We start from the raw sequence: 19,453 nt of genomic DNA, 5'->3' as shown, positions 1-19,453 counted from the left end.
GCGGGCCTCATTCGGCAGGTTGTACAGCAGGGGGGGCGGGCCGGTTGCGTTTGCCGGATGGAGCTCCGATACGCAGCCGCCGGTCGGTCAGGGACACAAGTGCGGCAAAGGTGATCAGCAGAGCGCCCAACCACATCCAAGGTACCCCTGGATTATAATAGTACCGTGTGACCCAACCGCCCTGACCGTCGGGATCCCCCAGCACACCATAGAGGTCACCGTGCCAAAGCGTCACAATTCCGGCCTCGGTCGATGGCTTTTGTTCAATCGGATACCAGCGCCGTTCCGGGTGCAAAGTGGTGACAGGAGCACCGTCTTGGGTGACGATAATCGTGGCCGTGAGCGCCTCATAATTCGGTCCCAGGGTTTCCGAGACCCCTTGGAGGGTGAATTCATAGGCTCCGACAGGCATAGGCACGCCGGGTTCTACTGATTGGATGACTTCAACCTTCCACACAGACACCGCAACAACACCGGCTGCTGCTATGGCAAGCCCCAGATGCCCCAGGTACATTCCCCAGGCCGAACGGGGCAATCCGATCATTCGGCGCAACAGAATGCCGAGCGGCACGCCGGGAAAGCCGGAACGATGCAGGAGGTCCTGACAGGTCGCAATAGCCAGCCACAACGCCACAAAGGCACCGAACAGGCCTGCAGGGTCCAACAGACCGAGAACGACGGCCAATAGACCCGTCAGAGCGGCCGAAAGGACAGTGGTCATGGCAACGCGACGGAAAACATCGTGCTTTCGCGCCCGTTTCCATGACAAAAATGGCCCAATTCCTGCTCCCAGCATCACGACACCGAACACCGGCAGGAATGCCTGATTGAAATAGGGTGCCCCGACCGAAATCTTGTTGCCGGTCACCACTTCCAGCACCAGGGGGTACATGGTCCCGACAAAGACGATGCCACAGCCCGCCGACAGAAGCAGATTGTTGACCAGCAGGCCGGTTTCCCGCGACCAGATGGCAAAGACACCGCCATCTTCCATCGCGGGTGCGCGCCAGGCAAACAGGCTGAGCGCGCCGCCGATGGCAATGGCCAGCAGCAACAGGATGAACACACCGCGTTCGGGGTCAGTGGCAAAAGCATGAACCGAGGTCAAAATGCCCGAGCGCACCAGGAACGTGCCGATCAACGACAGCGAAAACGTCAGGATGGCCAACAAGATGGTCCATTTCAGCAGGGCATTTCGCTTTTCCACCACGATGGCGGAATGCAACAGAGCAGTTCCGATCAGCCACGGCATGAAGGATGCGTTTTCGACCGGGTCCCAAAACCAGAACCCGCCCCAGCCGAGTTCATAGTAGGCCCACCAGGACCCCAGAGCGATGCCAGCGGTCAGCCCGGACCAGGCCAGCAACACCCAGGGCCGCATCCAACGGGCCCAGGCCGGATCGACCCGGCCGGTGATCAGCGCAGCTACGGCAAAGGAAAAGGCCGTCGAGAAACCAACGTAACCCAGATACAAAAGCGGCGGATGAAAAGCGACGCCGGGATCCTGCAGCAACGGATTCATCCCCTGTCCATCCATCGGCGGCATAGGCAGGCGTTCAAACGGGTTCGATGTCAGCAGGATAAACGCGTAGAACCCCACACCGATCATCGCCTGAACCGCCAGAACCGTGGCGCGCATCGCCACGGGTATTATGCGCCCAAAGACAGAAATAAGAACACCGAACAGCGCCAGCATCAGCACCCACAGCAACATCGACCCTTCGTGGTTGGCCCAGACACCTGTGATCTTGTACAGCATCGGTTTGCCGGAATGGGAATTCAACGCTGTGGTCAGGACAGAGAAATCCGACGTCACAAATGCGTGTGTTAAAACCCCAAAGGCAATGGCAACGCCCAGAAATTGGATCTGGGCGGCAGTGTCGGCAACCCGCATGGCTGCGGTATTGCCCCGTTGTGCGCCCCAAAGGGGGATCACCGATTGCACGATGGCGGCGATCAACGCCACACACAGGGCAAAATGGCCAAATTCGACGATCATGGTCGTTGCTCCGAATGGTCAGATTATGCGTCGGCCGCAGCCTGACGGAGGTCTTCGTTGGCAGCGGTCATATCTGGAGCGAGCAAAGGGGGCCTTGAGATGAGTCAAGCCGCCTGTTTATTCGAGCGGGGAAGGATTCAGGTCTTTCCTGTGCCCAAGGCCGCTGGAAATCGGATGGGAAGCGCCGCCGGGATTTCAGGTCTCAAAACTGAAAGGACAGCTGAAACCCATGCCGGTGGCCGGTGATTTCAGCAAACGACCGACCAATTTTTTGTTCGGCCTGCAGGGTGACCAGCGCCGCAGCGCGGGCATCTTCGCCGGCATCATGGTGTTTGAACACAAGACCCAGAACCTCTTTGAGGTTGGCCAACCCGTGACCACCGCTGCCCTTGAGCTCGGGCCAGGCCTTTCGCGCAATGGTCACACTGTTGCTCCACTGAAGGCGGGGGCTGGCCAGCCCGTGCATCTTGCAGGCCGCCGCGATTGCCTTTTCGTCAAATCGGCTGTGTTGAACCAGTGGATGACGGGTCAGGAGCGGCAGCAGCTGCGGCCAGATCTGGGCAAAGGTCGGTGCCCCGCACACCGTGTCTGCGCCGATTCCGTGCAGTTCGACATTGAACGGAGCAAAGGGCAGCTGTGGGTCGACCAGGGTCGTATAGCTCTGGATGGTCCCGAGCGCTCCGACGCAGGCCAGCCCGATCTGACAAATGCTGGCACTGTCCGCACAGGAGGTTTCCACGTCCAGCGCGATGAACCGAAAGTCGCCGTCAGGAATCGGGGTGGTCATTGCATTGCCTTTGCTGCTGCCACGATAGCGCGGCCAAGTTGTACGTCGGGTCCGGACATGTCCTGCCTTGCGCTGAGGGTGATAGAAGCCTGCCGTTGGGTGCCCACAAAGACAAGACCCGAATAGCGAGGTTGGGCACCAAAAGGGAGATCCGGTTCGTGCAGGCTCAAAGCTTGCTTGCTTGTATGGATTGATGGCTGTGATCCTTTGACAAGAGCGATGGGCTGCGATGCCGGGCGGAGCTCTTTTTGTGGCAGGACACGGCCCTCTCCAAATGGCTCCATATTTGCACGTTGCATACCATGTGTTCTCTTCTAGATAAGGAGCAGACCGTTTAGACAGCATTGGGCACAGTCGTGTCGTGCGGGAGTGAAACAGACAGAAAAGGCGCAACCACGTGGATTACCCCATCAGTCGCACAGCAGATCTCCTGGTGTCGCCATGTAATACAGCTCGTTCTGGGCGGATCGAACCGAATGCCAAACACGAGACCTGTGGGATCGCACAGGGAGATGGGTGTGCGGGGCTGATTGCATACCCTGCCGAACAGGCCCCGTTCGACGCGGCTGATATATCGGGGGGTGCCGAGCACATCGCGGCTGGTTTCGGCTTGGCTGGAGGACGTCGATGATACTGGTTTTGGGGACTGCTGCGCTGATCTGGTGGGGTGGAGCCTTTGCCGGTTTTGGCCGGGTTGTGCGCGTGTTGCTGTTGATCGTGCTGTTTTTTGCAGTGGTGTCTATCCATCTGGTTTTGCCGCCCGAAAGCGGTTTGCGTCAGGCCACCGGGGGATCGGCAGCGCTCTGGCTGATCCTGGGGGGCTGTGGCATTGTGGCCGGCGGATACGCGCGGCTGGTTGCTGCGCTGAGGGCCCGGGCACAGCCAAAGGAACAGACCGTGACACAAAAAACAGGCACCTTTTCGGAAACAGAGCTCAACCGTTATGCCCGCCATATCGTGCTGCGCGAAATTGGCGGCCCGGGACAGAAAAAGCTGAAACAGGCGCGCGTCTTGGTGATCGGAGCAGGTGGTTTGGGCGCGCCAGCCTTGCAGTATCTGGCTGCGGCCGGGGTCGGTACCATTGGGGTCATTGACGACGATGAGGTCGAAAACGCCAACCTGCAACGACAGGTCATTCATCGCGACGCTGATATCGGCGTACCAAAGGTGTTTTCGGCAAAAGCCGCCATGGAAGCGCAAAACCCAAATGTGGAAGTCAAACCCTATCACCGGCGTCTGAGTGAAGAGATCGCGGCAGAGCTGTTTGCGGAGTATGATCTGATTCTGGATGGGACGGATAATTTCGAAACCCGATATTTGGCGAACAGGGTAGCGGTGAATTTGGGTAAGCCTTTGATATCCGGGGCATTGTCCCAGTGGGAAGGGCAATTGTCAGTGTTCCATCCCGGTGCGGGCGGCCCCTGCTATCAATGTATCTTCCCAGAAGCACCGGCACCCGGTTTGGCACCATCCTGTTCCGAGGCAGGCGTGATCGGTCCACTACCCGGAGTGATAGGGTCGATGATGGCCGTCGAGACGATCAAGCAGATCACAGGGGCAGGAGCGGTGCTGAGGGCCGAGATGCTGATTTATGACGGACTGTATGGAGAAACCCGCAAGATCCGCCTGGCCCCGCGCGCGGATTGCCCTGTATGTGGCAGCGGTTGAGAAGAGGGCGCTGACGGCGGAACTGGCACCGCGCGCCGATGGCGCGCGGCGTGGCCCAACACCGGGAAAGGCATCTTTGATGCCTGACCGGGGGCGGGAGCCCATCGTCTGATCGGTGCGTGCAAGCACGCACCCTACGCTGGGTTCTCAAAGAACACGGTCAAGGTCAGCGATCAGGTCTTCGGCATCTTCGAGACCAATGGACAGCCTGAAAATACCATCTCCAGCAAAACTCCGATAGCTTTCCTCCTGGGTTGGATCCAGACGAAAGGACGTCTCCATCAGCCCTGCGGTTTCCATCCAGAACACCAATGACCGATGGTGGCCCAATGATACGGCATAGTGGATCACCTGCAGGTCGTCGATCATCCGCTGGGCAGTGGCCCGGCCGACGGCTGCACTTCCAACCTGAAAGCTGATCATACCCGAGGTGTTTGACATCTGCGCCTGGGCCAGTTCAGCCTGAGGATGCGAGGACAAGCCTGGATACATGACCTGGGTTACTTTGGGATGTGTTTCCAGAAATTCGGCCACGGCCTGAGCGCCGGATGCGTGGGCTTTCATCCTGAGCGGCAGTGTCGCCATCCCTCGGGCAATCAGCCAGGCGTTAAAGGGGGACAGGATACCACCGTGGTGTATCGCTGATTCCAACCGCATCTTTGCAATCAGCTCGGCGGACCCTGCCACCGCACCGCCAACTGCATCGCCATGACCCCCGATGTATTTGGTGATCGAATGCATCACCAAATCAATCCCCAGAGCTTGGGAATCCATACCAAGCGGCGAGGCAAAGGTCGCATCGCATGAATGCAACGCCCCTGCCGAATGGGCAATCCTGGACACAGCGGCCAGATCAGTCAGCCGCAGAATCGGGTTCACCGGGCATTCCGAATGAATGAGCCGCGTGTTTGGGCGTACCGCCGCCGTGACCGCAGCCAGATCTGACAGGTTCACGGTGCTCACTTCAATGCCCAGTCGGGGCAGGGTATCGCGCGCCAGCTCGGCCACGCCCGCATAGGACACATCCGACACGATCACATGATCCCCGGCCGACAGGAAGGTCAGGAAAATCGCTGTCGCTGCTGCCATGCCCGACGCGGTGCAAAGGCAGGCTTGAGTTCCTTGAAGCGCGGCGATTTTTGCCTCCAGCGACGCGACATTCGGATTGGACCAGCGGGCATAAAGAAAGGCACTGTCTTCCGCCAGGTCATGGGCGGAAAACCCAGCGACATTTTCTGTCACAAAGGTCGATGACATATGCAGCGGAGGTGCCGAAGCACCAGTCGTCGGATCGGGGCCTTCACCCGCGTGAATCGCCGTTGTTTGAATGCCTTGAAAAACGTTGCCCTTGGCCATGAAACCCTCCTCACTATTTCGCGATACACTGGTCATCTCTGATCACCCTTGCAAGCCTGATTGCGACCCCCCACCTTTGCCGTTAGCGTCGCCCACAATGTCAGGGGCCAAAGGAGATTTTTCTGCATGACCAACCCGCTGTTGTCCGACTGGGACACCCCATTTCAGATCGCTCCATTCGACCAGATTTCAGATGATGATTTCGCCCCGGCGCTGGATCAGGCTCTTGCCGATCACAAGATCCAGATTTCCGCCATTGCAGAGAATCCTGAACCGCCAACCTTTGCCAATGTGATCGAAGCGCTGGAAACTCCGTCTCAGGGGCTGGACCAGACCCTGTCGGTATTTTTCACGGTTGCAGGGGCTGACAGCAACCCGGCCCGCCAAGCATTGCAACGGGACTTCTCCCCCAAACTCGCGGCGCATTTTTCGGAGATCACTGCAAACAAGACGCTGTTCACCCGGGTTCAGGCGGTTTGGGATCAGCGTGGGACACTGGATCTGACCGACGAACAGCAGCGGGTTTTGATGCTGACCCATCGCAGCTTTATCCGGGGTGGTGCGGCGCTGACGGGAAACGATGACACCCGTATGCAAGAGATCAAGGGCCGACTCGCGACGTTGGGCACCGAGTTCACGCAAAACTTGCTGGCAGACGAGCGTGATTGGTTCATGGCGTTGTCGGAAAGCGATCTCGAAGGTCTGCCGCAGTTTGTTGTCGATGCAGCCCGTGCAGCTGGAACAGACAAGGATGTGGGCGGGCCTGTGATCACCTTGTCTCGGTCCCTGATCACCCCCTTCCTACAGTTTTCATCCCGACGGGACCTGCGGGAAACCGCCTACAATGCCTGGGCTGCGCGTGGGGCAAATGGGGGAAAGACCGATAATCGTGCGATTGCTGCAGAAATCCTGACCTTGCGCCAGGAACGGGCGCAACTGCTGGGTTATGACAGCTTTGCAGACTACAAGTTGGAAACCGAAATGGCCAAGACACCGTCGGCGGTCGAGCAACTGTTGATGGATGTCTGGGGCCCGGCCAAGACGCAGGCCGACCGGGATGCGCAGGTCCTGACCGAAATGATGCATGCCGATGGGATCAACGGCGAACTGGAACCCTGGGATTGGCGCTACTACGCTGAAAAACGGCGCAAGGCGGAACATGATCTGGATGAAGCCGAACTGAAACCCTATCTGCAACTCGATCGGATGATCGAGGCATGTTTTGCGTGCGCCAATCGGCTCTTTGGGTTGGAATTTGCGCCACTTGACGTGTCTCTATATCACGCCGACTGCCGCGCCTGGGAGGTGACACGCCATGGTGAACACGTGGCTGTTTTTATAGGCGACTATTTTGCACGCGGTTCGAAAAGGTCCGGCGCCTGGTGTTCGGCAATGCGCCAACAGGCCAAATTTCCGCAACCGCAAACGCCCGTGGTGATAAACGTGTGCAACTTTGCCAAGGGCGAACCGGCGTTGCTCTCCTATGATGATGCGCGCACCCTGTTTCACGAATTTGGCCACGCGTTGCATCAAATGCTCTCGAATGTGACCTACGAGAGCATTTCCGGAACGTCGGTCGCGCGTGATTTTGTCGAGCTGCCCAGCCAACTGTACGAACATTGGCTGGAGGTGCCGGAGGTCCTGAGGGAATTCGCCACCCATGCCGTCACAGGCGCGCCGATGCCACAAGACATGCTGGACAAGGTTCTGGGCGCTTCGACGTTTGATATGGGATTTCAGACGGTGGAATATGTTGCCTCGGCCTTGGTCGATCTGGCCTTTCATCGCGGACCTGCGCCGGATGATCCAATGCTCAAACAGGCTCAGGTTCTCAGAGAGATTGGCATGCCTCATGCGATCACAATGCGCCACGCCACCCCGCATTTCGCGCATGTCTTTGCCGGGGATGGCTATAGTTCGGGATACTATAGCTACATGTGGTCCGAAGTGATGGACGCCGATGCTTTTTCCGCCTTCGAAGAGGCCGGTGGCCCATTTGACGCGGAACGGGCCCAAGCGCTGGAGAATAACATTCTATCCACTGGAGGATCACGCGATCCTGCCGACTTGTACGTCGCCTTCCGTGGCCGTCTTCCCGGTGTTCAGGCCTTGCTCAAAGGGCGTGGCTTGGTCGCATGAAAAAGCGCCCGTTTCGGGCGCTGCCTCCGGCGGAGGTATTTTGAACCAGAAAGAAGCGGAACACGCGGCTGCTTCTTTCTGGTAAAAATACCTTGGGGGTGAATGGCCTGAAAGGCCAGAGGGGGCAACGCCCCTGGTCTTGTCACGCGCCGTCGAGGCTCAGTAGCCCAGATCGGGATCAACAAGGTGAACAAAAGGTTCGCCGTTCTCGCCGCGCCGGATGTTTTCGCAGATCACTTGTGCAGCAGTGACCGGGCGGGTTTCCGACGCAATATGGGGTGTCACTGTTACATTGGGGTGTGCCCAGTACGGATGTTCCGAAGGCAGCGGTTCGACCCGGAAGACATCAAGCGTCGCATGGCCGACCTGTCCACTCTCCAAAGCCGCAAGGAGGGCGTCGTCGTCGATCAGCGGGCCGCGCCCGGGGTTGATGATCCGCGCGCCACGGGGCAGCAATGCCAAAGTGTCAGCGTTCAGAATGTTTTCCGTTGCCGGTGTATCGGGAAGCAGCAGAACAACGATGTCCGCTCCGTTCAACGCCAGGCTCAGGCCGTCGGCCCCATGATGGCAGGTCACACCCTCAATCTCCTTTGGCGAGCGGCTCCAACCCGAAACCTGGAAATTTAGTGTCCGCAAGGCACGGGCCGATGCTTCGCCCAGAGCACCTAGGCCCAGGATGGCGATCTTGCGATCTTTTGCCAGGGGTGCAGGGGCAAAGACCCAATCGTGGTTCGGATTGACGATTTGCGCATCCATCCCCAGATGATAGCGCAGCACATGGCCGGTAACCCATTCCGTCATGCCATCGGCAAGACCGTGATCGACCATCCGAGCCAGTGGCATGGTCAGGGTTTTGTTGCCAACGATCTTTTCCACTCCGGCCCAAAGGCTGAGCACAGCCTTGAGCCGGGTGAATGGCGTAAAGTCCGCGATCCCCCCATCAGGCGCATAAATGACGTAATCGACCTGGTCGGCTGGAAAATCCGTGGCGAGATTGAAAGAGATCCCGGCTTTGGTCAGGTAGCGGGTGATCAGCGGTTCATAAATGGGCCAGAGGGCGGCGCGCGCCGAGAACAGGATGTTGGCAGTCATGGGGAGATTGCTCCGAAAGTGAGGGTCAGCGAGGACGGTGAACATGCGCGCTTTGGACCAGTCCAAAGGCTGCAAGCAGAACCAGCATTGCCGACCCGCCATAGGACACCATTGGCAATGGCACGCCAACCACTGGGGCCAGCCCCATGACCATGGACATATTCACGGCAAAGAAAAGGAAAAAAGTTATCGCCACCCCCCAGGTCACCAGCGACGAAAACCGGTCCCGCGCAGCCAGGGCACCGGCGACGCAGAAAACGATAATCAGCGTATAGAGTGACAACAGGGAAATCCCGCCGAGAAAGCCGAATTCTTCGGCCAGGGTGGTAAAGATGAAGTCCGTGTGTTTTTCAGGGAGAAAGTTCAGCCGCGATTGGGTGCCTTGCATGAACCCGCGCCCGGTCCAGCCGCCTGAACCCAGCGCGATCTTGGATTGGGTGATGTGATAGCCGGCACCCAGAGGATCCGTTGAGGGGTCCAGAAAGGTGTCGATGCGGCGGTATTGGTAATCCTTGAGCAGCTGCCAATCGGTGCCACGGCTTTTGAACACGGCAGTGATCAGCCCGATGCCCGCGCCGATAACGGCCGTGAAATAGGCCCAATGCACCCCGGCCAGAAACATGATCCCTCCGCCAGCCGCCAGCAACAGGATCGAGGTCCCCAGGTCCGGTTGGCGCAGCACCATGAAGGTCGGTAGCAGGATCATCAGAACCGGCAACAGAACCCACAGCGGCCGTGATGTCTTGTTCGGGGGGAGCCAATCGTAATAGGCGGCCAGCAACATCACCAATGTGATCTTGGTCAACTCAGACGGTTGCAATCGCATGAAACCGACGTCGATCCAGCGTTGGGCCCCCATGCCGACTGTGCCAAAGAATTCAACAGCCAACAGCAAAAGCAGTGATCCCAGATAGGCCACCACTGAAACATTGCGCCAAAACCAGATCGGGATCATCGCCACGAACAGCATGACGAACATTCCCAATGCAAACCGTTTTACTTGGGGCTCGACCCAGGGGCTGAATGAACCGCCAGCTACGGAATAGAGCATCAGGAAACCGACACCGGCCACCGAAGCCAACAACAACAGCAATGCCCAGTTCAGATACAGGATCTTGCGCAGCCCGCTGGGTGTATATTTGGCGTTATACTCGAGATAACTCATGCGCGGTCGCTTCCGTCTGCTTTTCGCGGCGGGCTTTCGCGTTGCAGGCGTTCCTGTTGCGCCTGAATGTGGCTGCGGTCCTTTTTGGGATAGGCTGACAGGGGCGGGGTTTCGCCGTACAAAGCCTGAAGCATGATATCGCGGGCAATGGGGGCGGCTGCCGTGGATCCACCGCCGCCATGTTCGACAACCACGCTGACCGCGTATTTCGGATCGTCAAACGGCGCAAAGCCGACAAAGAGCGCGTGGTCCCGGCGTTCCCACGGCAGATCTTTGTTCCGGATCACCCCGGCGGCGCGTTCGGCGGCCGTGATGTTGCGGACCTGGCTGGTGCCGGTTTTGCCCGCCATGCGCAAACCATCAGCAATGATGCGTGACCGATAGGCGGTGCCACGTCGGTCATTGCTGACGGCATACATGGCCCGACGCAGGGTGCGCAGGTTGTTTTCGTTGACCCCCAAAGATTCGCCTGCGCCGTCTGGTTGTTCGACGCCATTGATGGATTTCACAAGACGCGGTGTGACACTGCGCCCGGTCGCGAGCCGCGCGGTCATCACGGCCAGCTGCAGGGGGGATGCCAGCATGTAGCCCTGTCCGATTGACGCGTTGGCGGTATCCCCGATCAGCCAGTCCTGACCATGCACACGCTCTTTCCATGCTTTGTTCGGGGCCAACCCCCGCGCGACGGCAGACATCGGCAGGTTGTGCTTTACGCCCAGTCCGAACCGTTTGGCCATATCCGAAATCTTGTCGATCCCGACCCTGAGCGCAAGATCATAATAGTAGACATCACAGCTTTGCTTGAGCGAGTTCAACAGGTCAACGTGACCATGTCCGGCGCGCTTCCAGCAATGAAACCTGCGGCCCGATACCTCCAGGTGGCCAGGACACCAAACGGTTTCTTCGGTGCCTGTGATGCCAGCCTCCAATGCGGCCAACGCAGTGATCATCTTAAAGGTTGATCCGGGTGGATAGGTGCCCTGAACCGTCTTGTTGGCCAACGGGCGATAGGGGTCTTCGGTCAGGCCGCGGTAGTCAGCGACAGAAATGCCGCGTACGAACAGATTGGGATCAAAGCTGGGCGAAGAGGCAATGGCACGCAAATCGCCGCTTTCGCAATCGACGACAACGGCTGCGGCGCTTTCGTTGCCCAACCGGGCCTGAAGATAGAATTGCAAATCCGTGTCGATGGTCAACTGCATGTCGGCACCGGGCTGGCCTTCGCGGCGGTCGAGTTCGCGCATGACCCGCCCGGTGGCGTTGACCTCGACCCGTTTGGCACCGGCCTTGCCGCGCAGCATGTCTTCGCTCTTGGCTTCGAACCCGACCTTGCCGATCTGAAACCGCGGGATGCGAAGGATCGGTTCCGGGTCTTCGATCTTGGACAGATCGTAATCGGATACGGGGCCGACATAGCCGACCACATGTGCCAGATCTTCCATCTGCGGATAGACCCGTGTCAGGCCGACTTCGGGGGTGACCCCGGGCAGGGCTGGCGCATTGACCGCGACGCGGGAAATGTCGTGCCAGCCGATCTGGTCTGCGATTGTGATTGGCAGAAACGGGGGGCTGCGACGCATTTCGGCCATGGCCCGTTCCAGATCTTCGGGGTCCAGCGGCACCAGTTTTTGCAGATTGGCGATAACCTTTTCAACGTCACCGGCGTCTTCGCGCACCATGGTGATCCTGTAGGATGGTGTATTTTGCGCCAACACTGCTCCGTTGCGGTCGAAAATTTCGCCGCGCGCAGGAGGGATCAACCGGATGTTGATCCGGTTCTCTTCGGCCAGCAGGCGAAACTGGTCGGCCTGATCCACCTGCAGGTGCCGCATCCGTGCCGCCAGACCACCGACAAAGGCCAATTGCAGGCCGCCCAGCACCAGCGAGCGCCGATTCAGAATCTTGTGAGAATGCTCCAGATCACGGGGATTACGTTTCATCTCTGGCCTCTCATCTCAATCCGCCCTGAGCATCTGTTTCCGACGGGCTTAGCTTGCGAACACCCAACAGGAAGTGACTGAACAGAACCACGCCGGGATAGGCCGCGATACTCATCAACATCTGGATCAAAATAGGACCCAACGCGGCCTGATCCACCCCCATTAAGGTCAGGATCAGGCGGTTGAGCACGGTGATCGCCGCGATAGCCAATGCCACGGACAGCCATTCGCCGACAAAACTGGCATCGCGCAGCCCCGCAGTTTGACGACGCAGGTATTCGCTGCCCAACACCACCAGCATGGCCAACAGGCCGGGTGGGCGATGAAACAAAAGGTCGGCCATCAACATCACACCAGCCACGAGCAGAACGGGCACATAATCAGGTCGCCGCATTCCCCAGGCAAAGACCAGGCAGATCAGCAGATCAGGTGCAGGCCAACGGGCGGGCAGGGTGGTCAGAGGCAACAGATGAAAGAAGATCACCAACATGCACAGGGTCAGAAAAACGCTTTGCATCAGCCAGTTGCGTGATGTCATCAGCTCAGCCATTTCCGGTTCCCGTGGGCGCATCACCGGTTGTTTCAGGGCGTTGCTCCGGTGATGGAACTGCGGTGTCAGGCGCAACCACATTGCCAGGGTCGGTGACGGATTCGATACCGTGATGACGCAGAACGCGCAGGAATTCGAGCCGCTCGAAATCGGCCGACAGGCGCACCCGCAACCGCCCTGAGGGATCGGCAGCCACCTGGCCAATCAAAAGGCCGGCGGGAAAGACATCACCGTCGCCTGATGTCGTGACCCTGTCACCGGGGCGCACCAGATCCTTGTTTTCCAGGAAGTCTATGACTGGTGCCGCAGTATTGTCCCCGGCGATCAAGGCTGTTTGCCCGGAGGGCTGAATGAGCGCAGGAACAGAGCTGGCTGCATCGGTCAACAATACGACCCTGGCCGTATCGCGCCCTGTGCCGGAAATCCGACCAACCAACCCGATCCCATCCATCGCGGCCCACCCATCCCGGATGCCATCGCGGGCCCCGACGTTCAGGAGAACGGATTGACGGAAGGGAGAGCCGCTGTCGGCCATCACCACCCCGGTGATAAATGTCAGCCGTGGATCCAGGCGCACGTTGTTCAGATCCAGCAGGCGCGCGTTTTCCTGTTCCAACTGAAGCGCCGCTTCTTTCCATGCCCGCATTTGACGCAACTCGGACCGCAATTCGCGGTTCTGTTCGGCAAGCCGTTGATAGGACTGAAAATCACGAATCAGATTTATGATCCCGGTGACCGGGGCCATGGCCCAATCCATATTGGGCACGACTGTGTCGATGACCTGTGCGCGGAACCGTTCAACCCGTGGGCTATCAATCCGCCACACGACAAAGATCGCGGCAAGACACAAGCAAAGCACCCCGATCAGCAAACGGCGCAGCGGGGTTGCATAGTCTTCTCGCTGTGAGCGGTCCTTGGCCACGAGGCTCCTTTCGACGCGATCAGTCAGCCCGAAGGGTGCGCGTCTTAGCTGTCGTAGTCAATTGCGTGGCGCAGCTGCTTTTCGTACTCCAGCGCTTTGCCAGTGCCAAGCGCCACACAGTTCAGCGATTCATCAGCAATCGAAACGGCCAAACCGGTTGACTCGCGCAGGGCCAGATCCAGATCCCCCAGCAACGCGCCCCCGCCTGTCAACATGACGCCGCGATCCACGATGTCGGCGGCCAGATCGGGCGGTGTGGTTTCCAGCGCGGTCATAACGGCTTCGCAGATCTGTTGAACCGGTTCGGCCAGCGCTTCGGCGACCTGGGCCTGGGAAATTTCGATTTCCTTGGGTACGCCGTTCAACAGGTCACGGCCACGGATCTGCATCGATTGGCCACGGCCATCATCGGGCATCCGCGCGGTGCCGATCGAGGTCTTGATGCGTTCGGCGGTAGATTCCCCAACCAACAGGTTCTGTTGACGGCGCAGATAGGAAATGATTGCTTCGTCCATACGGTCGCCGCCAACGCGGACTGACCGGGCGTAAACGATGTCGCCCAGCGACAGAACCGCAACTTCGGTGGTCCCGCCGCCGATATCTACAACCATGTTACCGGTTGGATCGGTGATTGGCATGCCGGCACCAATTGCAGCAGCAATGGGTTCTGCGATCAAACCGGCGCGACGCGCACCTGCCGAGAGAACCGATTGACGGATTGCACGTTTTTCAACGGGAGTCGCGCCGTGGGGGACGCAGACGATGATCTTAGGTTTGGAAAAGGTCGACCGTTTATGCACCTTGCGAATGAAATGCTTGATCATCTCTTCGGCGGTATCGAAATCGGCAATCACACCTTCGCGCATTGGGCGGATGGCTTCGATGGAACCGGGGGTGCGCCCCAGCATCATCTTGGCATCTTCACCAACAGCTAGAACCTTTTTGACGCCGTCCTTGACGTGGTAGGCAACAACCGATGGTTCAGACAGAATGATACCCCGGCCTTTGACATATACGAGGGTGTTTGCAGTCCCAAGGTCAATGGCCATGTCAGACGTAAAAAGACCGCCCAGTTTTCCCAGCATGAGGTTTCCGATCCCAGAGATGTTAGGTTTGGGCCCGCGATTCTGTCCCCACGAAGCGGTCCGTCGTCCTTATAGGCACCAGAGGGGAAATGGGGAAGGCCTTGGCGGACGTAAATCGGCGTCAATCCGCCGGAAAACGGGCCGGTTGTTCGCCCCGAGGGACATCTTCACCCTTGCGTCATCTCCAGTCCCGGGCGATGACCCCCGTTAGGACGGAACAGCGGGGCGGCCATGCTGAGTTATCAACATATTTTCCATGCCGGAAATCTTGCAGATGTGCACAAACATGCGCTGTTGTGCGTGATGCTGCAGTATCTGACGGCCAAACCCAAACCTCTCAGCTATATCGAGACCCACGCGGGGCGGGGCTTGTATTTTCTGGATGCGCCCGAGGCATTAAAAACCGGCGAGGCTGCTGGCGGGATCGCTGCGGTTCGCGACTGGTTCGATATTGACCATCCCTACCGACGGGCATTGACCCAGGTGAGCGCGACGCATGGAGAGGCTGCCTATCCTGGGTCACCGATGTTGGCGCGGTATCTGTTGCGTGACATCGACCGGTTGCATCTGGCCGAATTGCACCCCGGGGAAAACGCAGCATTGACCCGGGCGATGGCCCGCCAGGCCAAAGTTCATTTGCAGGACGGGTTCGACATGGCCCACGCGATCTGTCCCCCGGATCCGCGTCGTGGGGTTTTGCTGATTGACCCCAGTTACGAGATCAAAAGCGACTATGATCGCATTCCGGGGATCATCGCGAAACTGCATCGCAAATGGAATGTGGGTGTTATCGCCTTGTGGTATCCTGTGCTGTCCTCTGCGGCACATGACGGGATGATCGATGCGCTCACTGCGCTGAACCTGCCCAAAGTCCTGCATTCTCAGGTCCGCTTTCCACCGGCGCGCGATGGGCATCGGATGGTGGGATCGGGGCTGTTCGTCGTCAATGCCCCCTATGGGCTGGAGGCCGAGGCCAAGCGGCTGTCAGGGTTGTTCAAAACCCTCTAAGTCCCTGCTGTTTGGGCGAAATGCAAAAGAGGCACCCAGTGGTGCCTCTCTTTTAGCTTCAAGATCTGCGAGGATCGTCAGGTGACATCCTTGTAGGAAATCTCACGCGTATCGGCACCCGGACCTGCCTTTTCCCGGCGCACCAACAGGCGGTTCAATGCGTTGACATAGGCCTTGGCCGACGCAACGACCGTGTCGGTGTTGGCGGATTGTCCGGTGGCGATCATGCCGTCTTCTTCCAGCCGGACAGACACGGTGGCCTGTGCGTCGGTGCCTTCGGTGACGGCCTGTACCTGGTACAGCTGCAGGCGCGCCTTGTTCGGGTGCAGTTCGCGGATTGCCTTGAAGGTCGCGTCCACCGGGCCGTCACCATGGGCGGTTGCCGTGACATCTGCGCCGTCAATTTCCATTTCCACGGTGGATTCGGCAGGACCGCCAGTGCCACAGACCACTTTCATCGACACAACTTGCAGCCTGTCGGCTTCGGCGTTTTCACCCGAATGCATCAGAGCGATGATATCGTCGTCAAACACTTCCTTTTTTCGGTCAGCCAGCTCTTTGAACCGGATGAACACGTCCTTGAGCTGGTTGTCGCCGACCTCGTATCCGAGATGGTTCAGCTTGTCGCGCAGCGCTGCGCGTCCAGAATGTTTGCCCAGCGGAAGCGAGGTGCCCGAAAGGCCCACGTCCTCGGGGCGCATGATCTCAAAGTTCTCGGGGTTCTTCAGCATCCCGTCCTGGTGGATGCCGGATTCATGGGCAAAGGCATTCTTTCCCACAATTGCCTTGTTGAACTGGACGTTGAAACCGGACACGGTCGCCACTCGCCGCGAGATATGCATGATCTTGCGCGTGTCGATATTTGTGTGCCACGGCATGATGTCATTGCGGACCTTCAGCGCCATCACCACCTCTTCGAGCGCGGTATTGCCGGCGCGTTCGCCAAGCCCGTTGATGGTGCATTCGATCTGACGCGCGCCCCCGGCCACGGCCGCCAGCGAATTCGCTGTCGCCATGCCCAGGTCGTTGTGACAATGGGTGGCAAAAATCACGTCGTCGGCACCAGGCACGGTTTCGATCAATCGTTTGATCAGATCGGCGCTTTCGACCGGGGCGGTATAGCCGACGGTGTCCGGGATGTTGATGGTGCTGGCACCCGCCTTGATGGCGATTTCCACCACACGGCACAGGTAATCCCATTCGGTGCGGGTCGCGTCCATGGGTGACCACTGCACGTTTTCACACAGGTTGCGCGCATGGGTTACGGTTTCGTGGATTTTGTCGGCCATCTCATCCTTGGTCAGGTTGGGAATGGCGCGGTGCAGCGGTGAGGTGCCGATGAAGGTATGAATGCGGTTCTTTTCCGCGTGTTTTATCGCGTCCCAGCAGCGATCAATGTCGGCGATATTGGCGCGGGCCAGGCCACAGATCCGGCTGTGTACTGCTTGTGCTGCGATCTCGGATACCGCGCGGAAATCGCCTTCGGAGGCGATCGGGAAACCCGCTTCGATAATGTCCACACCCATGTCATCGAGCAGCCCGGCAATTTCGAGCTTTTCGTCATGGGTCATGGTTGCGCCCGGGCTTTGTTCGCCGTCACGCAGGGTGGTATCGAAGATCACGACGCGATCTTTTTCAATTGAATTGGTCATTTTGGTGTCTTTCGTAGCTGTCCTAAAACCTCTTGGCGCGCGAGCGTCTCCTCTGAGCGGGCGCGCCGAAAGGGCACGCTCAGAGGCGGGTTAGGATCAGTAGGCCGCGCAAAGCCGCGCCGCGAATAGCGGCGTTTGTGGCAGGGATATGCGCGCAGGTGATCATGGAGCGGATTTATACATGCGTTGGCGGGAATGGAAAGGGCGAATTTGGGCTGGTTTCCGGGTCGGGTTGGTTGGCGACCTTGTGATGGACTGGAAGGTAGGGGTGCAATTTTTGCAGGGAATTTGTGATTTTTCCTGTAGATGTGGAAATAGGAGGGAAAAATTGCAGATATTTGTGTTATAACCCGCAAAAATGTTGGTATAGCTGAAGTGGTATTGCAAACCGGGAGAAGCTGGTGGATCTGAGTCTTTGGTTGGCGTTTGTTGCTGCTGCAATGGCCTTGTTGATCATTCCGGGGCCCACGATTCTGTTGGTCATAAGCTATGCGCTCAGCCAGGGTCGTCGGGTGGCCGTTGCTTCGGCGGCGGGGGTTGCCTTGGGTGATTTCATCGCTATGTCGGCGTCGTTGGCGGGATTGGGCGCGGTTGTGTTGACCTCTGCCAAGATGTTCCTTGTTTTGAAATGGGTCGGGGCGATCTATTTGGTTTATCTGGGAGTGAAGCTGTTCCGCAGCGCGCCCTCTGCAACCTTTGGGGAGCCTATGGAAGCGGCGGTATTGCCTGCACGGGGCATCTTTGGCCATGCGGCGGCGGTGACGGCGTTGAACCCCAAATCAATCGTGTTCTTTATTGCCTTTGTCCCACAGTTCATCGACACAACCGTACCGCTGCTGCCGCAATTCAGCGTGCTGATCGCGACCTTTGTCGGGCTCGCTGCGTTGAATGCGTTGGCCTATGCATTTCTGGCGGATGTCTTGCGGCAAAAGCTGGTGCGCCCAGCGGTCCTGCCTTGGCTGACCCGGATTGGGGGCGGTGTTCTGGTGGCGATGGGCGGCGCTGTCGCGGCCCTGCGGCGGGGGGCTGCATGATGGACGCGATCGACCAACAGATCGCTGAGATCTTGCAGACCAATGGGCGCGTTTCCAGTGCCGAGGTCGCCCAAGCCGTTGGTGTTTCCGTGTCGACTGCCAATGACCGGATCCGACGATTGCATACTGTTGGTATCGTTACCGAATGGCGCGGCGTTCTGGATCCTGCGCGGGTTGGCGCAGGCGTCTGTATCTTTGTACTGATCGATATGAAGTATGAAGGCGAGGAACAGGCCTGTGCGGCGCTAAGGTCCTGCCCTGAGGTGCAAGAGTTGCACCATATCAGTGGCCCGCATTCCTATCTGATGAAGCTGCGCGTGCGGGACATGCCCGCGTTTCAGGCGTTTCTCAAGAACACCGTAAAGCCGTTGCCCGCAGTGATCGGGACCGAAACTCTGATCTCTCTGGATACGCTCAAGGAAACGTCAGCGGTTCGGATTTCGGTATGAGACGTCTGCAGGATTAGTAGTGTGGCGGTGTCACCGCCCAAACCATGATTGTCTTGCCCGGGCCAGGATTATAATAGCGATGCGGTTCGGTTGACGGGAATTGCACTGTATCTCCTGCCCTAAGGTGGATGACACGTTCACCAACAGTGACCTCCAGCTGTCCTTCGGCGATATAACCCGCCTCTTCACCGGTGTGGGAATACAGCTCGTCCCCGGATCCAGCGCCGGGTTCAAAGGTGGTCAACACCATTTCCAGTTGCCCGGACAATGAGGGGCTGATCAGTTCATCCTTGAGCCCTGAGTCAAACCGCAAAGCGCGGCGGTGTTCGGCGCGCACCACCAGATCGGCGTCCGGGTCGTCCTGTTCGGGGGGCGCGGGAAAGAACCAGTTGATACCTACACCCAACGCTTTGCCGATCACATTCAGCGCCCGGATCGACGGGTCCGCGTCCTGGCGTTCCAGTTGAGACAGGTAACCCACAGACAATCCTGTCCTTTCGGCCAGACCTTTGAGAGTCAGTTTGCGCGCCTTGCGCAATTCGCGCATCCGGGCGCCAACGATGGTTTGGGTCTCACGGACCGAGGGTTGTGCCATTTCGCTTGACTC

The 19,453-nt window shown here is 58.6% G+C and carries 16 protein-coding genes; 5 read left to right on the top strand and 11 right to left on the bottom strand.

Annotated elements, in window-relative coordinates; all coding sequences use genetic code 11:
• Nucleotides 1-7: 7 nt before the first annotated feature.
• Complete coding sequence (locus K3727_18230; protein UWQ90679.1) at nucleotides 8-1,999, bottom strand: heme lyase CcmF/NrfE family subunit; 1,992 nt, start codon at nucleotides 1,997-1,999, stop codon at nucleotides 8-10.
• A gap of 202 nt (nucleotides 2,000-2,201) precedes the next feature.
• Complete coding sequence (locus K3727_18225; GenBank protein ID UWQ90678.1) at nucleotides 2,202-2,786, bottom strand: 3'-5' exonuclease; 585 nt, start codon at nucleotides 2,784-2,786, stop codon at nucleotides 2,202-2,204.
• A 627-nt stretch (nucleotides 2,787-3,413) separates the two neighbouring features.
• On the opposite strand from K3727_18225, the gene K3727_18220 reads away from it, so the two are divergent.
• On the top strand, nucleotides 3,414-4,454 hold the full coding sequence (locus K3727_18220) for a HesA/MoeB/ThiF family protein (GenBank protein UWQ90677.1): 1,041 nt from the start codon (nucleotides 3,414-3,416) through the stop codon (nucleotides 4,452-4,454).
• A gap of 147 nt (nucleotides 4,455-4,601) precedes the next feature.
• On the opposite strand, the gene K3727_18215 is transcribed toward K3727_18220, so the two are convergent.
• The gene (locus tag K3727_18215; protein UWQ90676.1) at nucleotides 4,602-5,810 is read right to left on the bottom strand and encodes an aminotransferase class I/II-fold pyridoxal phosphate-dependent enzyme; all 1,209 of its coding nucleotides are present in this window, start codon (nucleotides 5,808-5,810) and stop codon (nucleotides 4,602-4,604) included.
• Nucleotides 5,811-5,936: 126 nt separating this feature from the next.
• Between K3727_18215 and K3727_18210 the strand changes: the two genes are divergently transcribed.
• Complete coding sequence (locus K3727_18210) at nucleotides 5,937-7,949, top strand: M3 family metallopeptidase (GenBank protein UWQ90675.1); 2,013 nt, start codon at nucleotides 5,937-5,939, stop codon at nucleotides 7,947-7,949.
• A 159-nt stretch (nucleotides 7,950-8,108) separates the two neighbouring features.
• Here K3727_18210 and K3727_18205 read toward each other — a convergent pair whose 3' ends face one another.
• Genes K3727_18205 through K3727_18180 form a run of 6 tightly spaced genes read right to left on the bottom strand, consistent with a single transcriptional unit; the run spans nucleotide 8,109 to nucleotide 14,703 of the window.
• A complete protein-coding gene (locus tag K3727_18205) occupies nucleotides 8,109-9,041 on the bottom strand; it encodes a glyoxylate/hydroxypyruvate reductase A (GenBank protein ID UWQ90674.1) in 933 nt (310 codons plus the stop codon).
• A 25-nt stretch (nucleotides 9,042-9,066) separates the two neighbouring features.
• Nucleotides 9,067-10,206: a rod shape-determining protein RodA gene (gene rodA, locus K3727_18200; GenBank protein UWQ90673.1), complete on the bottom strand. Its 1,140-nt coding sequence runs from the start codon at nucleotides 10,204-10,206 to the stop codon at nucleotides 9,067-9,069.
• Nucleotides 10,203-12,146, bottom strand: a complete 1,944-nt coding sequence (gene mrdA / locus K3727_18195; GenBank protein ID UWQ90672.1) for a penicillin-binding protein 2 — start codon at nucleotides 12,144-12,146, stop codon at nucleotides 10,203-10,205. Before mrdA ends, rodA begins: the two co-directional genes overlap by 4 nt.
• Before the next feature lie 10 nt (nucleotides 12,147-12,156).
• On the bottom strand, nucleotides 12,157-12,696 hold the full coding sequence (locus K3727_18190; GenBank protein ID UWQ90671.1) for a rod shape-determining protein MreD: 540 nt from the start codon (nucleotides 12,694-12,696) through the stop codon (nucleotides 12,157-12,159).
• Entirely contained in the window at nucleotides 12,689-13,618 is a 930-nt protein-coding gene (mreC, locus tag K3727_18185) for a rod shape-determining protein MreC (GenBank protein ID UWQ90670.1), read from the bottom strand. Before mreC ends, K3727_18190 begins: the two co-directional genes overlap by 8 nt.
• A gap of 44 nt (nucleotides 13,619-13,662) precedes the next feature.
• Nucleotides 13,663-14,703, bottom strand: a complete 1,041-nt coding sequence (locus K3727_18180; GenBank protein ID UWQ90669.1) for a rod shape-determining protein — start codon at nucleotides 14,701-14,703, stop codon at nucleotides 13,663-13,665.
• Nucleotides 14,704-14,934: 231 nt separating this feature from the next.
• Between K3727_18180 and rlmJ the strand changes: the two genes are divergently transcribed.
• A complete protein-coding gene (gene rlmJ / locus K3727_18175; GenBank protein ID UWQ90668.1) occupies nucleotides 14,935-15,711 on the top strand; it encodes a 23S rRNA (adenine(2030)-N(6))-methyltransferase RlmJ in 777 nt (258 codons plus the stop codon).
• Nucleotides 15,712-15,788: 77 nt separating this feature from the next.
• On the opposite strand, the gene K3727_18170 is transcribed toward rlmJ, so the two are convergent.
• Nucleotides 15,789-17,363, bottom strand: a complete 1,575-nt coding sequence (locus tag K3727_18170; GenBank protein UWQ90667.1) for a 2-isopropylmalate synthase — start codon at nucleotides 17,361-17,363, stop codon at nucleotides 15,789-15,791.
• Between the two features lie 401 nt (nucleotides 17,364-17,764).
• On the opposite strand from K3727_18170, the gene K3727_18165 reads away from it, so the two are divergent.
• Both K3727_18165 and K3727_18160 read left to right on the top strand, forming a co-directional pair.
• Nucleotides 17,765-18,397, top strand: coding sequence for a LysE family translocator (locus tag K3727_18165; GenBank protein ID UWQ90666.1), 633 nt, complete (start codon nucleotides 17,765-17,767; stop codon nucleotides 18,395-18,397).
• Entirely contained in the window at nucleotides 18,394-18,846 is a 453-nt protein-coding gene (locus K3727_18160; protein ID UWQ90665.1) for an Lrp/AsnC family transcriptional regulator, read from the top strand. Before K3727_18165 ends, K3727_18160 begins: the two co-directional genes overlap by 4 nt.
• 13 nt (nucleotides 18,847-18,859) lie before the next feature.
• Here the strand turns inward: K3727_18160 and K3727_18155 are convergent, their stop codons facing one another.
• Complete coding sequence (locus K3727_18155) at nucleotides 18,860-19,441, bottom strand: XRE family transcriptional regulator (GenBank protein UWQ90664.1); 582 nt, start codon at nucleotides 19,439-19,441, stop codon at nucleotides 18,860-18,862.
• Nucleotides 19,442-19,453 lie beyond the last annotated feature (12 nt).

It is taken from the genome of Rhodobacteraceae bacterium M382 (genome assembly GCA_025141015.1).
Taxonomy (GTDB): Bacteria; Pseudomonadota; Alphaproteobacteria; order Rhodobacterales; family Rhodobacteraceae; genus Aliisedimentitalea; species Aliisedimentitalea scapharcae.
Note: the sequence above shows the minus strand (reverse complement) of the source record. Positions and strands in the feature narration are given on the sequence as shown.